The organism is Mesorhizobium sp. 128a, assembly GCF_053848025.1.
Genome location: NZ_JBSPKY010000001.1, coordinates 272961 through 290949, shown reverse-complemented (window position 1 = coordinate 290949; position 17989 = coordinate 272961). Strand labels below are relative to the sequence as shown.

The window sequence follows — 17989 nt, the reverse complement described above, 5'->3', positions numbered from 1 at the left end:
GCCGTCATGCAAATCCCCCACTATTCCCGCAACGCCCGGCGCAGGATCTTGCCCACCGGCGTCTTCGGCAGTTCGGTCCTGAACTCGATGTATTTCGGCCGCTTGTAGCCGGTCAGGTTTTCGCGGCAATAGGCGGTGATCGCCTCGACGGTCAGCGCCGGATCCTTCTTGACGATGAACAGTTTTGGCACTTCGCCGGAATGCTCGTCCGGCACGCCGATCGCCGCCACTTCGAGCACGCCCGGATGCTGGGCGACGACTTCCTCGAGTTCGTTCGGATAGACGTTGAAACCGGAGACCAGGATCATGTCCTTCTTGCGGTCGACGATCTTGGTGTAGCCGCGCTCGTCCATGAAGCCCATGTCGCCGGATTTGAAGTAACCGTCCTTGGTCATCACCTTGGCGGTCTCGTCCGGCCGGTTCCAGTAGCCGGCCATCACCTGCGGCCCGCGGATGCAGATCTCGCCGACCTCGCCAAGCGGCAGGTTGTTGCCGTCATCGTCGCGGATGGCGATCTCTGTCGACGGCAAAGGCAGGCCGATCGTGCCGGTGAAATTGCCGTCGCTGAACTTGTTGGCGGTGGCTACCGGCGACGTCTCCGAAAGGCCGTAACCTTCGGTGATCGAGTTGCCGGTCAGCGCCTTCCAGCGCTCGGCGACGCCCTTCTGCACCGCCATGCCGCCGCCCAGCGTCAGGATCAGCGGTTTGAAGTCGAGCTTGCGGAAGTCCTCATTGTTGAGCAGCGCATTGAACAGCGTGTTGAGGCCGGGGAAAATGTGCGCCGGATATTTCTGCAGCTCCTTGACGAAGCCGGGAATATCGCGCGGGTTGGGAATGAGCACGTTCTGGGCGCCCTGTTGCATCCCCATCAGCGCATTCACCGTCAGCGCGAATATATGGTAGAGCGGCAGCGCGCAGATGAAGTTGAGATGCGCCGGTTTCGGCTTGATCGCGTAGGCGTCCTGCAGCCACAGCGTATTCTGCGCGACATTGGACAGCACGTTGGAGTGCAGCAGCACGGCGCCCTTGGAAATCCCGGTGGTGCCGCCGGTATATTGCAGGAAGGCGACGTCGCTCGCTCCCATCTTGGCCGGCTTGAAGGCGATACCAGCGCCGGCCTTCACGGCCGCATTGAACTTGACATGGCCGGGCAGCGACCAGGCCGGCACCATCTTCTTCACCCGGCGCACGACGAGGTTGACGATCGCGCCCTTGAGGCCCCCGAGCATGTCGCCCATCGCCGCGACCACCACATGCTTGACATCCGTCCTGGCAATTACCGCGTCCAGCGTGCTGGCGAAGTTCTCGAGAATGACGATCGCCTGTGCACCGGAATCCTTGAGCTGGTGCTCCAGTTCGCGCGGCGTGTAGAGCGGATTGACGTTCACCACGACATAGCCGGCGCGAAGCACGGCCATCATCGCCACCGGATACTGCAGCACGTTTGGCATCATCATCGCCACGCGGGCGCCCTTCTGCAGGCCCTTCGATTGCAGATAGGCGCCGAAGGCAGCCGATTGCCGCTCGAGTTCGGCGTAGGAGATCGACTTGCCCATGCAAACGAAAGCCGGCTGGCCGGAAAACTGCTTGCAGGCGCCAACCAGGAAGTCGCCGATCGAACCGTAGGGCAGGGTGCCGATCTCGGCCGGCACGACTTTCGAGTAGCTTTTGAGCCACGGCTTCTCCGGTAGCCCAGCGGCAAGCGCCGTCAGCGTCTTCGGCAGTTTTTTCGCCGGGCTCGGCGCCGGCTTTACCGCTGCCGGCTTGGGCGCTGGCTTCGTCGCCGCTGTCTTTGTCGCCGGCTTGGCGGCTGCGGGCTTTGCCGTCTTTCTACCAGCCGGCTTGGCCGTGGCTTTCGCGGCAGTCTTCGCTGGCGCGCTGGCTGCCTTTGGCTTGGCGGCGGGAGCGGCTTTGACCGAAGGCGCTTTCGGCTTGGCGGCAGCAGCGGTCGGCTTTGAAGCAGTCCTTGCTTTTGCTTTCGCAGGGGCCGTTGTCTTTGTTGCTTTTGCCACCTCTAGCCTCCCTCAGTCGTTCTGTTGCCTGCTCCATGCTGCATCGCCTTAATATAGTGAGGCGTCCTCCGCTGCAGCGATGTCGCGGATTCCCGGGAAATCCGGCGTATCATCTATCTATTGCGACTATCGGCGGCCGTGCAAGTCTTGCCCCAACGGCAGGACGGCAAAGATTTACGGCCGAAATCCTTCTCGCGACGCCGGCTCCGGAAACGGCATCCTGTCATGTCGGCTGCGAAACCTGAGCCTGTGGATATTTGTGCTCACGATACCGGCAATCAATGAAAAAATGCGGTCGTTAACAATCTCGTGATTAGCAGATTTTGCTATTTCTTTCTGAAATCGAGCAAAAGCCGAGAAATATTTTCTGCTTACGGTGGGGTAGGCAAACAGGGTGTTCCAAAGCCCGAAAAACGGTGCTTATATGCGCGCTTCGCGAGCCTGCTAGAGGGGCTTGGAAGAACATCAGGGAGTGCTCAATGAAAAAGAAACTGACTTTTGCAGCCGCGTTGCTGGCTGCAAGCGTCCTCGGCGGCGTGGCCAATGCCAAGACGCTGGTTTACTGCTCGGAGGCCTCGCCGGCCAACTTCGACCCGGGTACCACGACGGGCGGCAACGACTTCGATGCCTCGTCGCGTACCGTCTATTCGCGCCTGGTCGAATTCAAGCATGGCGGCACCGAGATCGAGCCCGGTCTTGCCGACAAGTGGGAAATCTCCGACGACGGCCTGGTCTATACTTTTCACCTGCATCCGGGCGTGAAGTTCCAGACCACGGATTTCTTCAAGCCGACGCGTGACTTCAATGCAGACGACGTCGTCTTTTCCTTCGATCGCCAGTTCAACAAGGAAAATCCCTGGAACGGCGAAAAATACCTGCCGAACCTGACCTGGGATTACTACACCGGCATGGACATGCCGAAATACGTCGCCAAGTGGGAAAAGGTCGATGACCTGACCGTCAAGCTGACGCTGACCGAGCCGAATGCGCCGATGCTTGCCAATCTCGGCATGGACTTCGCCTCGATCGTGTCGAAGGAATATGCCGACCAGCTGGAAAAAGACGGCAAGATGGCCGACTTCTCGACCAAGCCGATCGGCACCGGTCCGTTCCAGTTCGTCGACTACCAGCTGGATTCGGTCATCCGCTATGCGGCCAACCCGGATTACTTCAAGGGCAAGGAAAAGATCGACGATCTCGTCTTCGCCATCACGCCGGACGCCACCGCCCGCATCCAGAAGGTGCTTGCCGGCGAATGCGACATCGCGCCCTATCCGAATCCTGCCGACATCGGCACGATCAAGGCCAACGCCGACGTGACCCTGATGGATCAGGCCGGCCTGAACATCGGCTATATGAGCTACAACACCACCATCCCGCCACTCGACAAGCCTGAGGTGCGCCACGCACTCAACCAGGCGATCGACCGGGCATCGCTCATCAAGTCGCTGTTCCAGGACGCCGGCGCCACGCCGGCCGAAAACCTGATCCCGCCGACCATGTGGTCGTGGGACAAGGACGTGAAGTCCGACGCCTATGATCCGGAAGCGGCCAAGAAGGTGCTGGCCGATGCCGGGCTGAAGGAGATCCAGCTCTGGGCCTCCGATCGCGTCCGTCCCTACAACCCGAACTTCCAGCGCGCCGCCGAACTGATCCAGGCCGACTGGGCCAAGGTCGGCGTCAAGGCGGAGATCGTCAGCTACGAGTGGACGAAGTACCGGGAGGAAGGCAAGAAGAAGGAACGCCCCGGCGCCTTCCAGATCGGCTGGACCGGTGACAATGGCGATCCGGACAACTTCTTCGCCACGCTGTTCGCCTGCTCGGCCATCGGCGTGTCGAACTACTCCAGCTGGTGCGACAAGGACTTCGAGGACCTGATCCAGAAGGCCAAGAAGACCAGCGACCAGGCCGAACGCACCAAGCTCTATGAGCAGGCGCAGGTGGTCTTTGCCAAGCAGGCTCCGGCCTTCCTCATGGCACACAGCCAGGTTTACGCAGTCGTGCGCAAGAATGTCAGCGGTTACATGATGGACCCGCTCGGTATTCATCGCTTCGACGGCGTCGACAAGGCCGAATAGAACTGTTAGGCGGGCGGCGCGCAATCAAGCGCCGCCCCCTTTTCAAGATGCTCCGATATCTCCTCAACAAAATCGTCTTGGTGCTCCCGACGCTGATCGGCATCACCATCTGTGCCTTCGCTTTCGTCAGGCTGCTGCCCGGCGATCCCATCCTGGCCATGGCCGGCGAGCATGGCGTGTCGCCCGAGCGCTACGCGGAACTGAAGGAACAGTTCGGCTACAATCTGCCGATCTGGCAGCAATACGCGCATTATGTCCGCGATGCCGCGACCGGTAATTTCGGCGTCTCGATCTCGTCCAAGCGCCCGGTCATCGAAGATTTTATGACGCTCTTCCCGGCAACCATTGAGCTCTCTGTCTTCGCCATGATCTTCGCCATGCTGCTGGGCATTCCCGCGGGCATCTTCGCCGCGGTCAAGCGCGGCTCCTGGTTCGACCAGGGGCTGATGGGCACGGCCCTTGTCGGCTATTCCATGCCGATCTTCTGGTGGGGCCTGCTGCTGATCATCTTTTTCTCCGGCTATCTCGGCTGGACCCCGGTTTCCGGCCGCATCGGCCTGCAGTTCTTCATCAAGCCGATCACCGGCTTCCTGACCCTCGACAGCCTGCTCTACGGCAAATGGGATGCTTTCCGTTCGGCATTGAGCCATCTGGTGCTGCCGACAATTGTGCTCGGCACCATCCCGCTGGCGGTGATCGCCCGCCAGACACGCTCGGCCATGCTCGAAGTGCTGGGCGAGGACTATGTGCGGACCGCGCGCGCCAAGGGGTTGTCGTCGTCCCGCGTCATCGGCGTGCACGCGCTGCGCAATGCGCTCATCCCGGTGGTCACCACCATCGGCCTGCAGGTCAGTACGCTGCTCGCCGGCGCCATTCTCACCGAAACCATCTTCGCCTGGCCGGGCATCGGCAAGTGGATGGTCGATTCCATATCCAAGCGCGACTATGTCGTCGTGCAGTCGGGCTTGCTCTTGATCGCCCTTATCGTCATGGCCGTGAACCTGATCGTCGACGTGCTTTATGCCGTCATCAACCCGCGCATCAGGGCAGCGTGATGAGCCAGTCGACCGAAATCGCCCCGATGGCCGCCGGCAATCCTGATCGCCTGACCGGCTTCAGGACCTTCTGGCACTATTTCTCGGTGAACCGCGGCGCCGTCATCGGCCTGTTCGTCTTCATCCTGCTGGTGCTGGCCGCGCTCTTTGCGCCGCTGCTGGCGCCCTATGCGCCCGACATTCAGGACAAGACCGCTTTCCTGCGGCCGCCCTCCTGGCAGGCAGGCGGCAGCGCCGAATATCTGCTCGGCACCGACGCGGTCGGCCGCGACATGCTCTCGCGCCTGCTCTATGGCGCGCGTTTCTCGCTGCTGATCGGCGCCGTCGTCGTCACGCTGGCACTTACCGGCGGCATCATGCTCGGCCTGCTGGCCGGCTATTTCCGCGGCTGGGTCGACGTGGCGATCATGCGCGTCATGGATTTGATCCTGTCCTTCCCGTCGTTGCTTTTGGCGCTGGTTCTGGTCACCATCCTCGGCCCCGGCCTGTTCAACGCCATGCTGGCCATTGCGCTTGTCCTGCAGCCGCATTTCGCGCGTCTGGTGCGCGCCGCTGTCATGGCCGAAAAGAGCCGTGAATATGTGGTCGCCGCCAAGGTTGCCGGCGCGGGACATATCCGGCTGATGCTGCGCACCATCCTGCCCAACTGCCTTGCGCCGCTGATCGTCCAGGGCACGCTGTCCTTCTCCAACGCCATCCTCGAGGCGGCCGCTCTCGGCTTCCTCGGCCTCGGCGCCCAGCCGCCGACGCCGGAATGGGGAACCATGCTCGCCTCGGCGCGTGAATTCATCCTGCGCGCCTGGTGGGTGGTGACCTTCCCTGGCCTCGCCATCCTGATCACCGTTCTGGCCATCAACCTGGTCGGCGACGGCCTGCGCGATGCGCTCGATCCGAAGCTGAGGAGGTCGTGATGGCGCTGCTCACCATCCGCAATCTCGTCGTCGAGTTCCAGACCGCATCCGGCCCGTTCCGCGCGGTCGACGGCGTCTCGCTGCATGTCAACGAACGGGAAGTGCTGGCCATCGTCGGCGAATCCGGCTCCGGCAAATCGGTGTCGATGCTGGCGGTGATGGGCCTGTTGCCGTGGACCGCGACGGTCACTGCCGACGAGATGAGCTTCAACGGCCGCGACCTGCTGAAGCTCAGTCCGGCCGAGCGGCGCAAGATCGTCGGCAAGGACATGTCGATGATCTTCCAGGAGCCGATGGCCAGCCTCAATCCCTGCTTCACGGTTGGCTTCCAGATCGAGGAAGTGCTGCGCTTCCATATGGGCATGGACAAGGCCCAGCGCCGCGAGCGGGCAATCGAGCTGCTGACGCAGGTCGGCATTGCCGAGCCGGCCGAACGGCTGAACTCGTTCCCGCACCAGATGTCGGGCGGCCAGTGCCAGCGCGTCATGATCGCCATCGCCATCGCCTGCAATCCAAAGCTTCTGATCGCCGACGAGCCGACGACCGCGCTCGATGTCACCATCCAGAAGCAGATCCTCGATCTGCTGGTCTCGCTGCAGGTCAAATATGGCATGGGCCTGATCATGATCACCCACAATATGGGCGTGGTGGCCGAGACCGCCGATCGCGTCATCGTCCAGTACAAGGGCCGCAAGATGGAAGAGGCCGACGTGCTGTCGCTGTTTGAATCGCCAAAGAGCAACTACACGCGCGCTCTCCTTTCGGCGCTGCCGGACAACGCCGTCGGCGACCGCCTGCCGACCGTCTCCGACATGCTGTTCGAACCGGCCGCCGGAGTCGCCTGATGAGCATCAAGGTCGTCGAAGGCAAGAACATCAAGCGCGACTATCACGTCGGCGGTGGACTGTTTCGTGGCGCGCGCACCGTGCACGCGGTCAAGGGCGTTTCGTTCAGTGTCGACAAGGGCAAGACGCTGGCCATCGTCGGTGAAAGCGGCTGCGGCAAGTCCACGCTGGCGCGCATCATCACGCTGATCGACCCGGCGACCTCCGGAGAGCTGTTCATCGACGGCAACAAGGTCGATATCGCCAGGAACGGCCTGACCAAGGAGATGCGCCGCAAGGTGCAGATCGTCTTCCAGAACCCTTACGGCTCGCTCAATCCGCGCCAGAAGATCGGCGATGTGCTGGGTGAACCTCTGCTAATCAATACCGATAAGCCGGCCGAAGAGCGGCGCGACCTGGCCATGAAGATGCTGAAGAAGGTCGGCCTCGGAACTGAACATTACAACCGCTACCCGCACATGTTCTCCGGCGGCCAGCGCCAGCGCATCGCCATCGCCCGCGCGCTGATGTTGAATCCGAGCCTGCTGGTCCTCGACGAGCCGGTCTCCGCGCTCGATCTGTCGGTGCAGGCGCAGGTGCTCAATCTGCTCGCCGACCTGCAGGACGAATTCCAGCTGACCTATGTCTTCATCAGCCACGATCTGTCCGTCGTCCGCTACATCGCCGACGATGTGATGGTGATGTATTTCGGCGAAGCCGTCGAATACGGCTCGCGCGAAGAGGTCTTTGCCGACCCCAAGCACAGCTATACGAGGACGCTTTTCGCCGCGACGCCGCGTGCCGACGTCGCCTCGATCAAGGCAAGGCTGGCGAAGAAGAAGGCCGCCTGACCACCCTGGCAATTGCTTTTGCACAATCGGAAATGCGTCGCGGCGGTGTTTTGCCGGCAGGATCGATCGCAATCCGGGAACTGCCGGGCACAAGCCGCGTCGCAGATTCAGGTGCGCCCCATCACTCACCCGCTCCGTGCTGGTAGAGCTCGTCCATGCTGAGCTTTGCCAGCGTTGCGAAGGGGGCCTGTTTCTTCACCCGGCCGCGGCTCAAGATCACCACGTCGTCGCAGAACGAAATGGTGCTGTGGTGATGGCTGATGACAATGGTGGTGCGGCGGCCGGCCCGCGACTTCAGCGTCTCGACAATAGCGGCTTCCGACAGCCCATCCACCGCACTCGTGGCTTCGTCGAGGATGAGGACATCGGGATCGCGCACCAGCGCCCGCGCCAGTGCGATCCTTTGCCTTTGTCCGGCTGACAGGTTGATGCCCCGGTATCCGACAAGTGTCGCGTAGCCGCGCGGCAGGTGCTCGATGAATTCATGTGCCTCGGCCAGCCTTGCGGCCCGCATGGCGTCGCTGGCCGATGCGGTGTCGTGGCCGTAGACAATGTTTTCAAAAATGGTCCCGTCGACCAATTCCAGTTCCTGGCTGGCCAAGGCAATGTTCCGCCGCCACTGGCTTGGGTCGATTTCATCGAGCGGTGCCCCATCGACGAGGATTCTGCCGCTATCGGGGTTGACGAAGCGGCACAGGAGATTGACGATCGTCGTCTTGCCGGCGCCCGAGCGGCCGATCAGCGCCGTCGAGCGGCCGCTGCGGATGTCGAACACGGCCTGATGCAGCACCGCCTCGCGCGCGTCGGGGCCGGACAGGGCACCGGAATAGGCGAAGCTCACATCATCGAACGTGATCCCTTGGCGCAAGCCGTCGAACGGCAGGCTGCCCTGCGGCGCCTCGGGCTTGTCGGAAGGATCGAGCAGCCATTGCACCTCCTCCAGCGAGCCGCTCATGCCTTGCAGCTGACTCCACGACATTTGCAAGGCGCGCATATGAGGCTGCAGTCGGTAGAGCAGGATGAGGAAGGCGACGGTCAGCGGGAAGCTTATGTTCGCCAGCCAGGCTCCGATCACCACCGCCAGGAACAGCATCGCGTGCAGCACCTCGGTCAGTGGCGGCAAGACGCCCTGGCGGATTGAAAGCACGAAAGCCGCCCGCCGCACCCCGTCGGATGCTTTGGCGAAAATCGCCTTTTCGCGGCTCTCCTGCCCGAAGATGCGGATCAGGCGCCCAGCATGCACCAGATGCAGCATTTGCGAAGCGAGTGCACTGTTGCGCGAGACGACGCTGCGGCTCGGCGCCTTCAGACTGGACGACAAAATCCCGTGCGCCAGCTGGACAAGCGCCAGCCCCAGCGTCACCAGCAGCGTCATCTGCCAGGACAGGAGCAGGAGGAAGGTGAGCAGGATGACGGCGGCCGAGGCGCTGACGATCGCGCCGAGCAGGGCCTGGATAGCGTCGGACGCTCGCCAGGATTCGTTGGAGATGATGTTGAGCAGCCGTCCGGGGCTTTGCTGCAGGAAAAAGGGGTAGCCGACCCTGAGCAACTGCTCCGACAATGCGCTGCGGATCGAATAACCTGCCTTGCCGTAGATGAAGCTGGTCAGCAGCGTGTTGGCGAAGGCAAAGACATTCTTCAGCACGATCGAACCGAGGATCGCGGCTGAAATGGCGATCAGCCGCTCGCGTTCGCCGAGGCTCGCTCCAATCTGCTGGAGGAGGGCGGAGAAACCGGCCATGCCTGACGTTTCGCCATGCCCCATAATGATGCCGAGCAGCGGAATGATGAGGCCGATGCCGAGGCCTTCCAGTGCGGCGCCCGCAAGCCCGAGCCCCACTACGACGGGAACGAGCCGCAACAGCCTGCCACCAAGCGCGCGGCGCAGCATCGGCAGGCCTAGCGGAATCAGCGACATTATCGCGCTCTGGCCTCCGCATTGGCTTCGCCGGCTTTCTGTTCCTGGCGCAGCGGCTGCCGTTTTGGCAATCCCATCATGACCAGCAGCGCAAATCTGGCGGCACCTGCCAGATTCATGACGACAATAGGCCAGTGCGACAGATCGAGGTCGCGGTCGAAGCGAGGACGGCCCGCCAGCTCCTTGAACGCGGCCCGCGCGGACCAATAGACATGGCGAAGCAGCCAAGGGGCGTGGCGGACATGTTTCAGGCACAGCGCACCATTACCGAGGCTATAGTCGCGGTGCAGCCTGTCGATCGATTTGCGGTCTCGCCGGCCGTGATGATGCAGGACCGTCATGTCGGGCACATACTCGACCGGCATGCCGAGCAGCATCGCCCGCACGAGATAATCCGTATCCTCGGCCGAGCGTAGCGGGCCACCAGCGCCGAAGCGTTCGTCGAACGACCCGATACGGGCCGCGACGTCGCGGTGCATGGTCATGTTGCAGCCAAGCACGAAGCCGCCCGGGTGGACCGCCGGGGTCAGCCGTTCGCGCGCCTCGCAGCGCTTGATGGTGAAGGGCAGGTCCCGGGCATCGCCGAGCTCGACGCGGCCGCCGCGGATCAGCCACTTCTCGCCGCTCCGATAGTGCCGCTCGAGGTCGCGGAGATAGTCGCGATCGAGCTTGCAGTCATCGTCGATGAACACCAGCACGCGGCCTCGCGCTCGCGCCAAACCGGCATTGCGGGCAGTGGCCAGTCCGGGGCGCGGCTCCGAGACGGCTGTGACTGGGATGTCTGATGCTTCGGCGATACCGGCCAGCCGCTTTGCCGTGCCGTCCCGTGAACCATTGTCGACCACCACCAACTCGGCCGCGAAGGCGGCGTGCGCCCGGCATGCGGCCTGGATCGACGCTATGCAGGCCTCCAGCACAGCGGCTCGGTCGCGCGTGCAGACGATGAAGCTGACCTCGAGCGACGGCCGCTCCGATCGCGGAGCTGTCGGCACGGGCGCGCTCGCAAACGGGTGCTCGCGCAGGAGCGGGTGGGGCCTGTCGTTCATACCTGTCCCCGCTGATAACGCGCAAGCACCGTTTCGGCCGGTGTGGTTTTAAAGAAGTACTCCACCGCGTCCGCCCGCTTTCCGGCCGCTATCGAGGCCAGGCTGAGCCAGGGCGCCCAGACGCCGGGACGCAGCGCATATTTTTCGCGGCGCCGGATGAAGTTCCACCTCGCTGTCCGCGTGAGCAACTCGTGCGTCAGCGGCGGTTCTCCTTCGTCGCTGACGAGCTGGTAGAGGAAATAGAACAGGTTCAGCGCGCCGGCCTCGAAGATTGGCCGCGTGCCGGCCGGCAGCGTGGAAATCCGCTCTTCCAGCGCACGGATGAAATCGGCTGCGCGCGCAACCGTGTCGAAAGAGACGGCCTCGCCGATGTCGCGCAGATCCGTGGTGGCTTCCGCGAGCCCTTCACGCTCGAGATTTTCGGCAACGATCCGCAAATGCGTCCTGCGCATTTCCTTGGCATGCCGCATGGTCACGCTTCCCGGATGGATGCGATAGATGAGCAGGTTATCGGGCGACATCGTCGCCGGGAAACGGCCAGCAAGCCGCCTGAAGAGATCGAAATCCTCGGCGTGCCTGTATCTGGGATCGTAATAGAGATCGTCGTTCCCTATGACCTTTCTGTTGTAGACCACCGTCGGATGCATGAATATCGTGAAGAACATCGACAAAATATCGAGCCGGCCGAACCGGAACACCGGGTCGAGCCTGCCCTTGGCGATACGGCCGTGAAGCAAGGTATCGACGCAGGCGCCACAGAAGCCGAGCTCGGGCCGCCGCTCGAACAGTGCGACCTGGCGCGTGAGACGCCAGGGATAAGCGACATCGTCCGCATCCATTCGCGCAACCAGCTCGCCCTGGGCCAGTCGCAGCCCTTCATTGAGGGTGGCGACGAGGCCGCGGTTTTCCCGTGAGATGACAGAAACGCGATTGTCGGCCCGACGGTACCGTTCGAGGATCTCGAGCGAATTGTCAGTCGACCCGTCATCGATAGCGATGACCTCGAGGCGATCGTAGTCTTGCCGCAGAATGCTCCCCAGTGCAGCGGCGAGATAAGGCCCTGCATTGTAGACCGGCAGCAGGACGGAGACGAGCGGCGCGGCGGTCATCTGTGCGCATCCGTTCGCGGGAGATCGAGCGCGGCGCGGCCATCGGGGCTGGCATAGGCGTCCGCCGCCCTGCCGAGCCAGCCCGCATCGCCAACGTGTGCCTGGGACCGGCGGCGAGCGACATAGGGGAAGCGGCGCTTGAGGCCGTTGAGCGGCCTTTCGAAAACCGTCCACGAGATCGAAGCAACGGCGATCGTGGCGGCGCTCGCGACCAGGAACCGTCCTGGCCCCTGCTCCGAGACATTGAGCGGAATCCAGGGCTGCGACTTGACGGCGAGCGACAGGAGGATCGGATGGTAGAGATAGACGCCGTAGCTGATGCGGCCCAGTGACAGCAGCGGCGGCAGTTCGAAAACCCTGCCCATGGCGCCGCCAAGGCCTGCTGAACAGGCGGCCACAACGGCCACCAGCGGCACCAGGGGCAGGATCTGCAGCAGCGCCCAGCGGGCCCATTCCAGCATGGGATCGGCCGGCGCCGGGACAAGCCACTCAATCGCCAGGAAGATGGCCGCAAGGGCTGGCCAGCCTAGCCGCATCCATTGCGGCAGGCCAACGCCTCTGGTCCGCCGGCAGGCAAGCAAAGCACCCAGCGCCAGCGCATCCATCGATGCAGGCGGCAGCAGGTCGCGCGCCAGCGCCGGGGTGGCGGTGATCGGCCAGTAGAAGCGATAGGCCAGCGACAACAGGATGACGCCGATAGTGATCGCTTCCACGCGTCGGCGCGGTGCGAGAAGCACCACCAGCGGCCAGGCGATATAGAACTGCTCCTCGATGCTCAAGCTCCAGAAATGGCAGAGTAGCCAGGGCGTCCATTCATTGCGCAGCGCGTACCAGAAATTCGACAGGTAGAGCGCATGCCAGACGAGCGACCCTCTGGACTGGTCCAGATCGGTCAGCGAGACGAACCCCAGAACGGCAAAATAGGGCGGGAATATGCGCAGCGCGCGCCTGATGTAGAACGATTTCAATGCAGGGCCGGCTTCGAATTCGGCTGCGGCGCGGGCTTCGAGCAGCAGTCGGGTGATCAGGAAGCCGCTCAGCACGAAGAACAGCCGCACGCCGATATGGCCCCAAAAGGAGGACCCGTTGGGTGCCAGAAAATGAGAATAGAGAACCATCGTGACAGCGATGGCGCGCAGCGCGTCCAGCTGATTGTCACGCGCGACCGCCATCAGCCATTTCCGCCGGTCTGATATCTCCGATGAAGCCGACGGCCCGGTATTCCAGGCCTCAGGTCGAGGCCTGCCAAGGTTGAGCGTGCGCCGACAACCGCAAACCCGCGCCTGGTGCGCGAGGCAGCTTCGAAATCGGTAGTGGCCAGCGAAAAACTCAAGCTGGTCAACTTGGCGGAATCCTCCACGGCGCACGTCTCTGGTATCGAATCCCCCCGGGAAATGGTGCAGTCGGGCAATGGTGCGGTGCAACACAAAATATCTATCGCACTGTAATGTTTATGTGTTTGAACGTTAAAAATGGATATGATTTGCAGATGCGTTGCGTCGCTGACGGTTTTCCCTCGCGCGCCACGCTATCGGATGAGTTGTACCGTATCGGGAAAGATGCGATTTAGTTGCATAATTCGAACCGAGAGCGTCTGATTATCATCGGAGATTTAATGAGGTAGATCAAGATTGTAGGTAGTGTATTTTATAATCAATGTTTATATTGTCGAATAATCGACAAAAATCGAAACCCGCAATTTTGCGCAATGCAACATGACCGACGGTCGAGCCGGCCGCCGCGCGGTTGCGTCGAATGGAGAACTGGTGCCGCTTAGGTGACTCGAACACCTGACCCCATCATTACGAATGATGTGCTCTACCAACTGAGCTAAAGCGGCCCGAGAAGCGCGAGGCTTCCAAGATCGGCTGGGTGATAGACTCAACCGGCCGCTAATTCAAGATGGGCACCCGCGATTTCAAGGCGGTATCTGGCAATTCGTCCCGGCATTTCCCGCTGGCGTGGGAATGAGCTACGTCTCGTTTCGGTTTTCAATGGCGCGGGGGTATCTCGGCGGTCTGCGCGCAATTGCCCGGGAAGATGGTGGAAACAAGCTGATTTTATTGTCAAAAACCCGCGAAACTGGCTTTCGATGCCCGGCCAAGGCAGAATGCGGATGCTCGCCCGTTGATTGATTGGTCGCCTGCGGCTAACGATCATGGCAATGTGAGCGAACGGACAGGGGAAATTCGCTTGGACGCGATCGAAAAAGCGATCCGCAACGCCTTCGAGAAAGGCAATGCCGAGGACCGGGCGTTTCGCGAGAGGGTCTATCGATCGGCCTTTGCGGCGCTTGACCGCGTCCTCCAGGCCAATCCCGGTGTGACGGTGGAAGCCGCCATCAAACGCCGCAAGGCGGTGCAGGAAAAGATCACCGAGATCGAATCCGAATTCCTGCCGGCGGTTCCTGATGTCGCCGCGCAGACGCAAGACGCTGCGCAGACGCAAGATGCCACACAGGCGCCAGGCGCCACCGAAGCGCCCGCAATCGACGCCCCGACAGGCGTCGCAGCAGGGCCATCGCCCGCGATCGTCGTTGACGGACCCGTGCAGCCTGACGCATCCGACGCGCCGCGCTCGCGCGTCCTGCCGGTCGTCCCCGACATCATGCCCGACGCCACGCTGCCTGGCGCCCCAGCGATCGATATGGCTGATTCCACGCCGGCCGAGGTCGCGACGGAAGTGGCGCCTGACCGCGACGAAAGGCGGATAAGGGGCCGCCGCCTGCCGCTGACGGCGATCTTCTTCGGCGTGACGCTGCTCGCCGCCGCCGGCATCGGCCTCTATTTCGCCGTCCAGACTGGCGTCTTCAAGACGCCGGCGCAGCTCGACACGGCCCCGCCTGAGGCGCCGCCGACGGTCGACGATGATGATTTCACGCCGCCCGCCGATACCAACGCACCGCAGCAGCCTGGCGTGCCGCAACAGCCTGGTGCGGCCGAAGAGACGCGTGACTGGATCAACGTGTTTACGCCCACCGATCCGACGCATGTGGCGACGCCCTCCGACGCCAAGGCCGATGTCGTGCAGGACGATACCGGCTCCTTCCTGCGCATCCGTTCCGGCGCTTCCGGCTCGGCCATCAGCTTCGATGTCGGGCAGGGCGTGCTCGAGAAGCTTGCCGGCAAGCATGCCGTCTTCGACATCGTCGCCCGCGCCGAGGACGGCAAGGACACGCAGATCTCCATCGACTGCAATTTCGGCGATCTCGGCGATTGCGGCCGCAAGCGCTATGCGGTCGGCCAGCAGCGCAACGAATATCTGTTCGACGTGAAGTTCCCCGACAAACCCCCGGGTGCGGCCGGCAGCATCGCCATCAACTCCGACTTCGACAAGCAGGGCAAGGCGGTCGATATCTACGAGATCCGCGTCTCGATCGAACCGTAATCGCTGCCTGGACCAATTCCAGGAAAAGTGTGCGCCGTCTTCCGTCCGGAATTGCGCAAGGAAAAAGATCGCGGCTTGCCATCATTGGTGAAACGGTGAATCGCTCTAGCGATCCAGCAGCGCCTGCAGCGTCTCGATGCGGTCGGCTTCGGCTGTCGGCTTGTCCCAGCGCAACCGTGAAATGCGGGGAAAGCGCATCGCGACGCCCGATTTGTGCCGGGTCGAACGGTTCAGGCCTTCGAACGCCACCTCCAGCACCAGGCCTTGGCTGCGGTCGGCGCGCACCGAGCGCACAGGGCCGAAACGCTCGACCGTGTTATCCCGGACATATTTGTCGATCTGCTTCAACTCCTCATCGGTGAAGCCGAAATAGGCCTTGCCGACCGGTACCAGTTCCTCCGCGCCTTCAGGCCCCGCCCAAACGCCGAACGTATAGTCCGAGTAGAAGCTGGAGCGCTTGCCGTGGCCGCGTTGCGCATACATCAGCACCGCATCGACCGTGTGCGGATCGCGCTTCCACTTGAACCACGGGCCTTTCGGCCTCCCGGCGAGATAGGGCGAATCCCAACGCTTCAGCATCACACCTTCGATGATCGGATGCGGCGGCGCACGGCGCAGTTCTTCCAGCGCCTGCCAGTCGGCGAAGTCGACCAGCGGCGACAGATCGAAACGGCTGGGGTCGAGTGTTTTGATGAAGGCCGCCAGACGAGCCCGCCGCTCGCGGAACGGCAGCGCGCGCAAATCCTCGCCATCGATCTGCAACACATCGTAGCAGCGCATGAAGGCCGGGTATTGCTGCCGGATCTTCGGCGTCACGCTCTTGCGGTTCAGCCGCTGCTGCAGGTCTGAAAACGTGCCGGTCGCAGCAGGCTCGCCGACCAGCAATTCGCCGTCAAGGGCGGCGGAAAAATTCATCGCTTCGGCGAGATCCGGAAAGGCGCCGGAGACATCGTCGCCGGTGCGCGAATAGAGCCGGCGCACGCCGCCCTCGCACACCGCCTGGACGCGGATGCCGTCCCATTTCCATTCCGCGGCGTAGTCGGCGGGATCGAGTTTTTCGAGGTCGCCGTCGCCGACCGGGTTCGACAGCATCACCGGGCTGAACAGGGCGAGCGCCGTGCGCTGCGGCTTTTCGGCCTTGCCTTCCAGCCAGGCGAACAACGAGATGTAGGGCGGCGTCAGCCCGTGCCACAACTCCTCGATCTCGGCGACATCGACCTTGCCGAAATCGGCCAGCGCCTGTTTGGCCAGTCGCGCCGAAACCCCAATGCGCAGGCCACCGGTGACCAGCTTGATGATGGCAAAGCGCGCCGAGATGCCGGCACTGTCGAGCAGCCCGGCCAGCACCTTCGGCCCATCGGAGCGGCTTGCCGCCTGCAACTTCGCCACCACATCGCCAAGCGTCGGCTCCCGGTTGGGGATATGCCCCGGCGTTTGCGGCCAGACCAGCGACACGGTTTCGGCGAGGTCGCCGACATAGTCGTAGGAATAGCCGAACAGCACCGGGTCCATGCGCTCGGTGACCAGCGTGCGCAGCATGGCCGGCTTGATCGCGGCGATGTTGAGATCGCCGGTGATCGCCGCCAGCGCCAGGCCGCGATCGGGGTCCTCGACACTGCGGAAATAATCGGTAAGCAGCGTCAGCTTGCCGTTGCGCGACGGCGTCAGCACCAGGCGGTCGAGGAGTTCGGCGAAGCGGTTCAACTCAATCGCCCTCGTCCTCATAGCCGACCAGATGCAGCGGCCGCGCGGCGATGCCTTCCAGTTCGCACCAGCGCACCAGCGCTTCCTCGCGGCCATGCGTGACCCAGATTTCGCCCGCACCCGTCTCCTTGATGGTGGCGGTCAGTTCGTCCCAGTCGGCATGGTCGGAAATGATCAGCGGCAGTTCGACGCCGCCTTGCTTGGCGCGCTGGCGGATGCGCATCCACCCCGAGGCGAAGCACGAGATCGGGTCGGGAAAGCGCCGCGCCCAGCGGTCGGCGAAGGCCGATGGCGGGCCGACGACGATGGCCCCAGTGAAATCCTGCTTGCCGCCGCTGTCGACGGTCGCCGGCTCCAGAGTGCCGAGGTCGATGCCCTGGCTTTGATAGTACTCGCTGAGTTTGGCCAGCGCACCGTGGATATAGATCGGCCTGTCGTAGCCGGCATCGCGCAATAGCCGCATCACCCGCTGCGCCTTGCCCAGCGCATAGGCGCCGACCAGATGCGAGCGCTCGGGAAACTGCGCCGCCGATTTGAGCAGGCGGGCGATCTCTTCCGTGTCGGGCGGATGGCGAAACACCGGCAGGCCGAAGGTCGCTTCGGTGATGAACACGTCGCATTTGACCGGCTCGAACAGCGCGCAGGTCGCATCCTGCTGGCGCTTGTAGTCACCGGAAGCGACGATGCGTTTGTCCCTGTGCTCGACCGCGATTTGCGCCGAGCCCAGCACATGGCCGGCTGGATGAAAGACGACGGTGACATCGTTCAGCGCCATCGCTTCGCCGAGCGTCGCCGCTTGCGTCGTCCCGGCAAAATCCTCGCCGTAACGCAATCCCATAATGTCGAGCGTCTGTTGCGTGGCCAGCACCGAGCGATGGCCGGAGCGGGCATGGTCGGAATGGCCGTGCGTGATCAGTGCCCGGTTGACCGGCCGCACCGGGTCGATGAAGAAGTCGCCGGGCGGGCAATAAAGGCCTTCGGGCCGGGGGTGAAGCAGGTCGCTGGCACGCATCCCGTCAAGATAGTGGCTAATTCCGGCGCGGGAAGCCTGTTGCAAGAGACTGCTGACTCGTCCTACAGCCAGCCACCGGCCG

At 62.9% G+C, this 17989-nt stretch carries 14 protein-coding genes and 1 tRNA gene; 7 read left to right on the top strand and 8 right to left on the bottom strand.

Going from position 1 to position 17989, the window contains the following annotated elements; translation table 11 throughout:
* Positions 1–20: 20 nt before the first annotated feature.
* Positions 21–2012 (bottom strand): long-chain-fatty-acid--CoA ligase, encoded by a 1992-nt coding sequence (locus ACWTU9_RS01340; protein WP_455856748.1) that lies wholly within the window; start codon positions 2010–2012, stop codon positions 21–23.
* Between the two features lie 479 nt (positions 2013–2491).
* On the opposite strand from ACWTU9_RS01340, the gene ACWTU9_RS01335 reads away from it, so the two are divergent.
* From ACWTU9_RS01335 to ACWTU9_RS01315, 5 genes are read left to right on the top strand one after another with little or no spacing between them, the layout of a single operon-like run.
* A complete protein-coding gene (locus ACWTU9_RS01335; RefSeq protein ID WP_454588139.1) occupies positions 2492–4090 on the top strand; it encodes an ABC transporter substrate-binding protein in 1599 nt (532 codons plus the stop codon).
* Positions 4091–4137: 47 nt separating this feature from the next.
* Positions 4138–5145: an ABC transporter permease subunit gene (locus ACWTU9_RS01330; RefSeq protein WP_025583791.1), complete on the top strand. Its 1008-nt coding sequence runs from the start codon at positions 4138–4140 to the stop codon at positions 5143–5145.
* Between the two features lie 26 nt (positions 5146–5171).
* A complete protein-coding gene (locus ACWTU9_RS01325; RefSeq protein WP_455857119.1) occupies positions 5172–6056 on the top strand; it encodes an ABC transporter permease subunit in 885 nt (294 codons plus the stop codon).
* Entirely contained in the window at positions 6056–6901 is an 846-nt protein-coding gene (locus ACWTU9_RS01320; protein WP_455856747.1) for an ABC transporter ATP-binding protein, read from the top strand. The genes ACWTU9_RS01325 and ACWTU9_RS01320 overlap by 1 nt, the downstream gene beginning before the upstream one ends.
* Positions 6901–7731, top strand: a complete 831-nt coding sequence (locus ACWTU9_RS01315) for a dipeptide ABC transporter ATP-binding protein (RefSeq protein WP_454576648.1) — start codon at positions 6901–6903, stop codon at positions 7729–7731. Before ACWTU9_RS01320 ends, ACWTU9_RS01315 begins: the two co-directional genes overlap by 1 nt.
* Positions 7732–7852: 121 nt before the next feature.
* Here the strand turns inward: ACWTU9_RS01315 and ACWTU9_RS01310 are convergent, their stop codons facing one another.
* The 5 genes from ACWTU9_RS01310 to ACWTU9_RS01290 all read right to left on the bottom strand — a co-directional run bounded on the left by ACWTU9_RS01310 (position 7853) and on the right by ACWTU9_RS01290 (position 13644).
* Positions 7853–9649 carry an ABC transporter ATP-binding protein gene (locus ACWTU9_RS01310; protein ID WP_455856746.1) on the bottom strand — a complete coding sequence of 599 codons (1797 nt, stop codon included), beginning with the start codon at positions 9647–9649 and terminating at the stop codon, positions 7853–7855.
* Entirely contained in the window at positions 9649–10695 is a 1047-nt protein-coding gene (locus tag ACWTU9_RS01305) for a glycosyltransferase family 2 protein (RefSeq protein WP_455856745.1), read from the bottom strand. Before ACWTU9_RS01305 ends, ACWTU9_RS01310 begins: the two co-directional genes overlap by 1 nt.
* The gene (locus ACWTU9_RS01300) at positions 10692–11804 is read right to left on the bottom strand and encodes a glycosyltransferase family 2 protein (RefSeq protein WP_455856744.1); all 1113 of its coding nucleotides are present in this window, start codon (positions 11802–11804) and stop codon (positions 10692–10694) included. The genes ACWTU9_RS01305 and ACWTU9_RS01300 overlap by 4 nt, the downstream gene beginning before the upstream one ends.
* The gene (locus tag ACWTU9_RS01295; RefSeq protein ID WP_455856743.1) at positions 11801–12976 is read right to left on the bottom strand and encodes an acyltransferase family protein; all 1176 of its coding nucleotides are present in this window, start codon (positions 12974–12976) and stop codon (positions 11801–11803) included. Before ACWTU9_RS01295 ends, ACWTU9_RS01300 begins: the two co-directional genes overlap by 4 nt.
* Positions 12977–13568: 592 nt before the next feature.
* A tRNA-Thr gene (locus ACWTU9_RS01290) sits at positions 13569–13644 on the bottom strand.
* A 127-nt stretch (positions 13645–13771) separates the two neighbouring features.
* Here ACWTU9_RS01290 and ACWTU9_RS01285 point away from each other — a divergent pair.
* On the top strand, positions 13772–13939 hold the full coding sequence (locus tag ACWTU9_RS01285; protein WP_455856742.1) for a hypothetical protein: 168 nt from the start codon (positions 13772–13774) through the stop codon (positions 13937–13939).
* 58 nt (positions 13940–13997) lie between these two features.
* Positions 13998–15191, top strand: coding sequence for a hypothetical protein (locus ACWTU9_RS01280; RefSeq protein WP_455856741.1), 1194 nt, complete (start codon positions 13998–14000; stop codon positions 15189–15191).
* A 105-nt stretch (positions 15192–15296) separates the two neighbouring features.
* Here ACWTU9_RS01280 and ACWTU9_RS01275 read toward each other — a convergent pair whose 3' ends face one another.
* Together ACWTU9_RS01275 and ACWTU9_RS01270 are read right to left on the bottom strand one after the other, a co-directional pair.
* Positions 15297–16895: a cisplatin damage response ATP-dependent DNA ligase gene (locus ACWTU9_RS01275; protein WP_455856740.1), complete on the bottom strand. Its 1599-nt coding sequence runs from the start codon at positions 16893–16895 to the stop codon at positions 15297–15299.
* A 1-nt stretch (position 16896) separates the two neighbouring features.
* On the bottom strand, positions 16897–17907 hold the full coding sequence (locus ACWTU9_RS01270; protein WP_455857118.1) for a ligase-associated DNA damage response exonuclease: 1011 nt from the start codon (positions 17905–17907) through the stop codon (positions 16897–16899).
* Between the last annotated feature and the right edge of the window lie 82 nt (positions 17908–17989).

Coding starts and splice junctions, on each gene's coding strand:
- ACWTU9_RS01310 (WP_455856746.1), bottom strand. CDS start 9,649: ATGTCGCTGATTCCGCTAGGCCTGCCGATGCTGCGCCGCGCGCTTGGT.
- ACWTU9_RS01330 (WP_025583791.1), top strand. CDS start 4,138: ATGCTCCGATATCTCCTCAACAAAATCGTCTTGGTGCTCCCGACGCTG.
- ACWTU9_RS01325 (WP_455857119.1), top strand. CDS start 5,172: ATGGCCGCCGGCAATCCTGATCGCCTGACCGGCTTCAGGACCTTCTGG.
- ACWTU9_RS01315 (WP_454576648.1), top strand. CDS start 6,901: ATGAGCATCAAGGTCGTCGAAGGCAAGAACATCAAGCGCGACTATCAC.
- ACWTU9_RS01295 (WP_455856743.1), bottom strand. CDS start 12,976: ATGGCGGTCGCGCGTGACAATCAGCTGGACGCGCTGCGCGCCATCGCT.
- ACWTU9_RS01285 (WP_455856742.1), top strand. CDS start 13,772: ATGAGCTACGTCTCGTTTCGGTTTTCAATGGCGCGGGGGTATCTCGGC.
- ACWTU9_RS01335 (WP_454588139.1), top strand. CDS start 2,492: ATGAAAAAGAAACTGACTTTTGCAGCCGCGTTGCTGGCTGCAAGCGTC.
- ACWTU9_RS01305 (WP_455856745.1), bottom strand. CDS start 10,695: ATGAACGACAGGCCCCACCCGCTCCTGCGCGAGCACCCGTTTGCGAGC.
- ACWTU9_RS01320 (WP_455856747.1), top strand. CDS start 6,056: ATGGCGCTGCTCACCATCCGCAATCTCGTCGTCGAGTTCCAGACCGCA.
- ACWTU9_RS01300 (WP_455856744.1), bottom strand. CDS start 11,804: ATGACCGCCGCGCCGCTCGTCTCCGTCCTGCTGCCGGTCTACAATGCA.
- ACWTU9_RS01270 (WP_455857118.1), bottom strand. CDS start 17,907: ATGCGTGCCAGCGACCTGCTTCACCCCCGGCCCGAAGGCCTTTATTGC.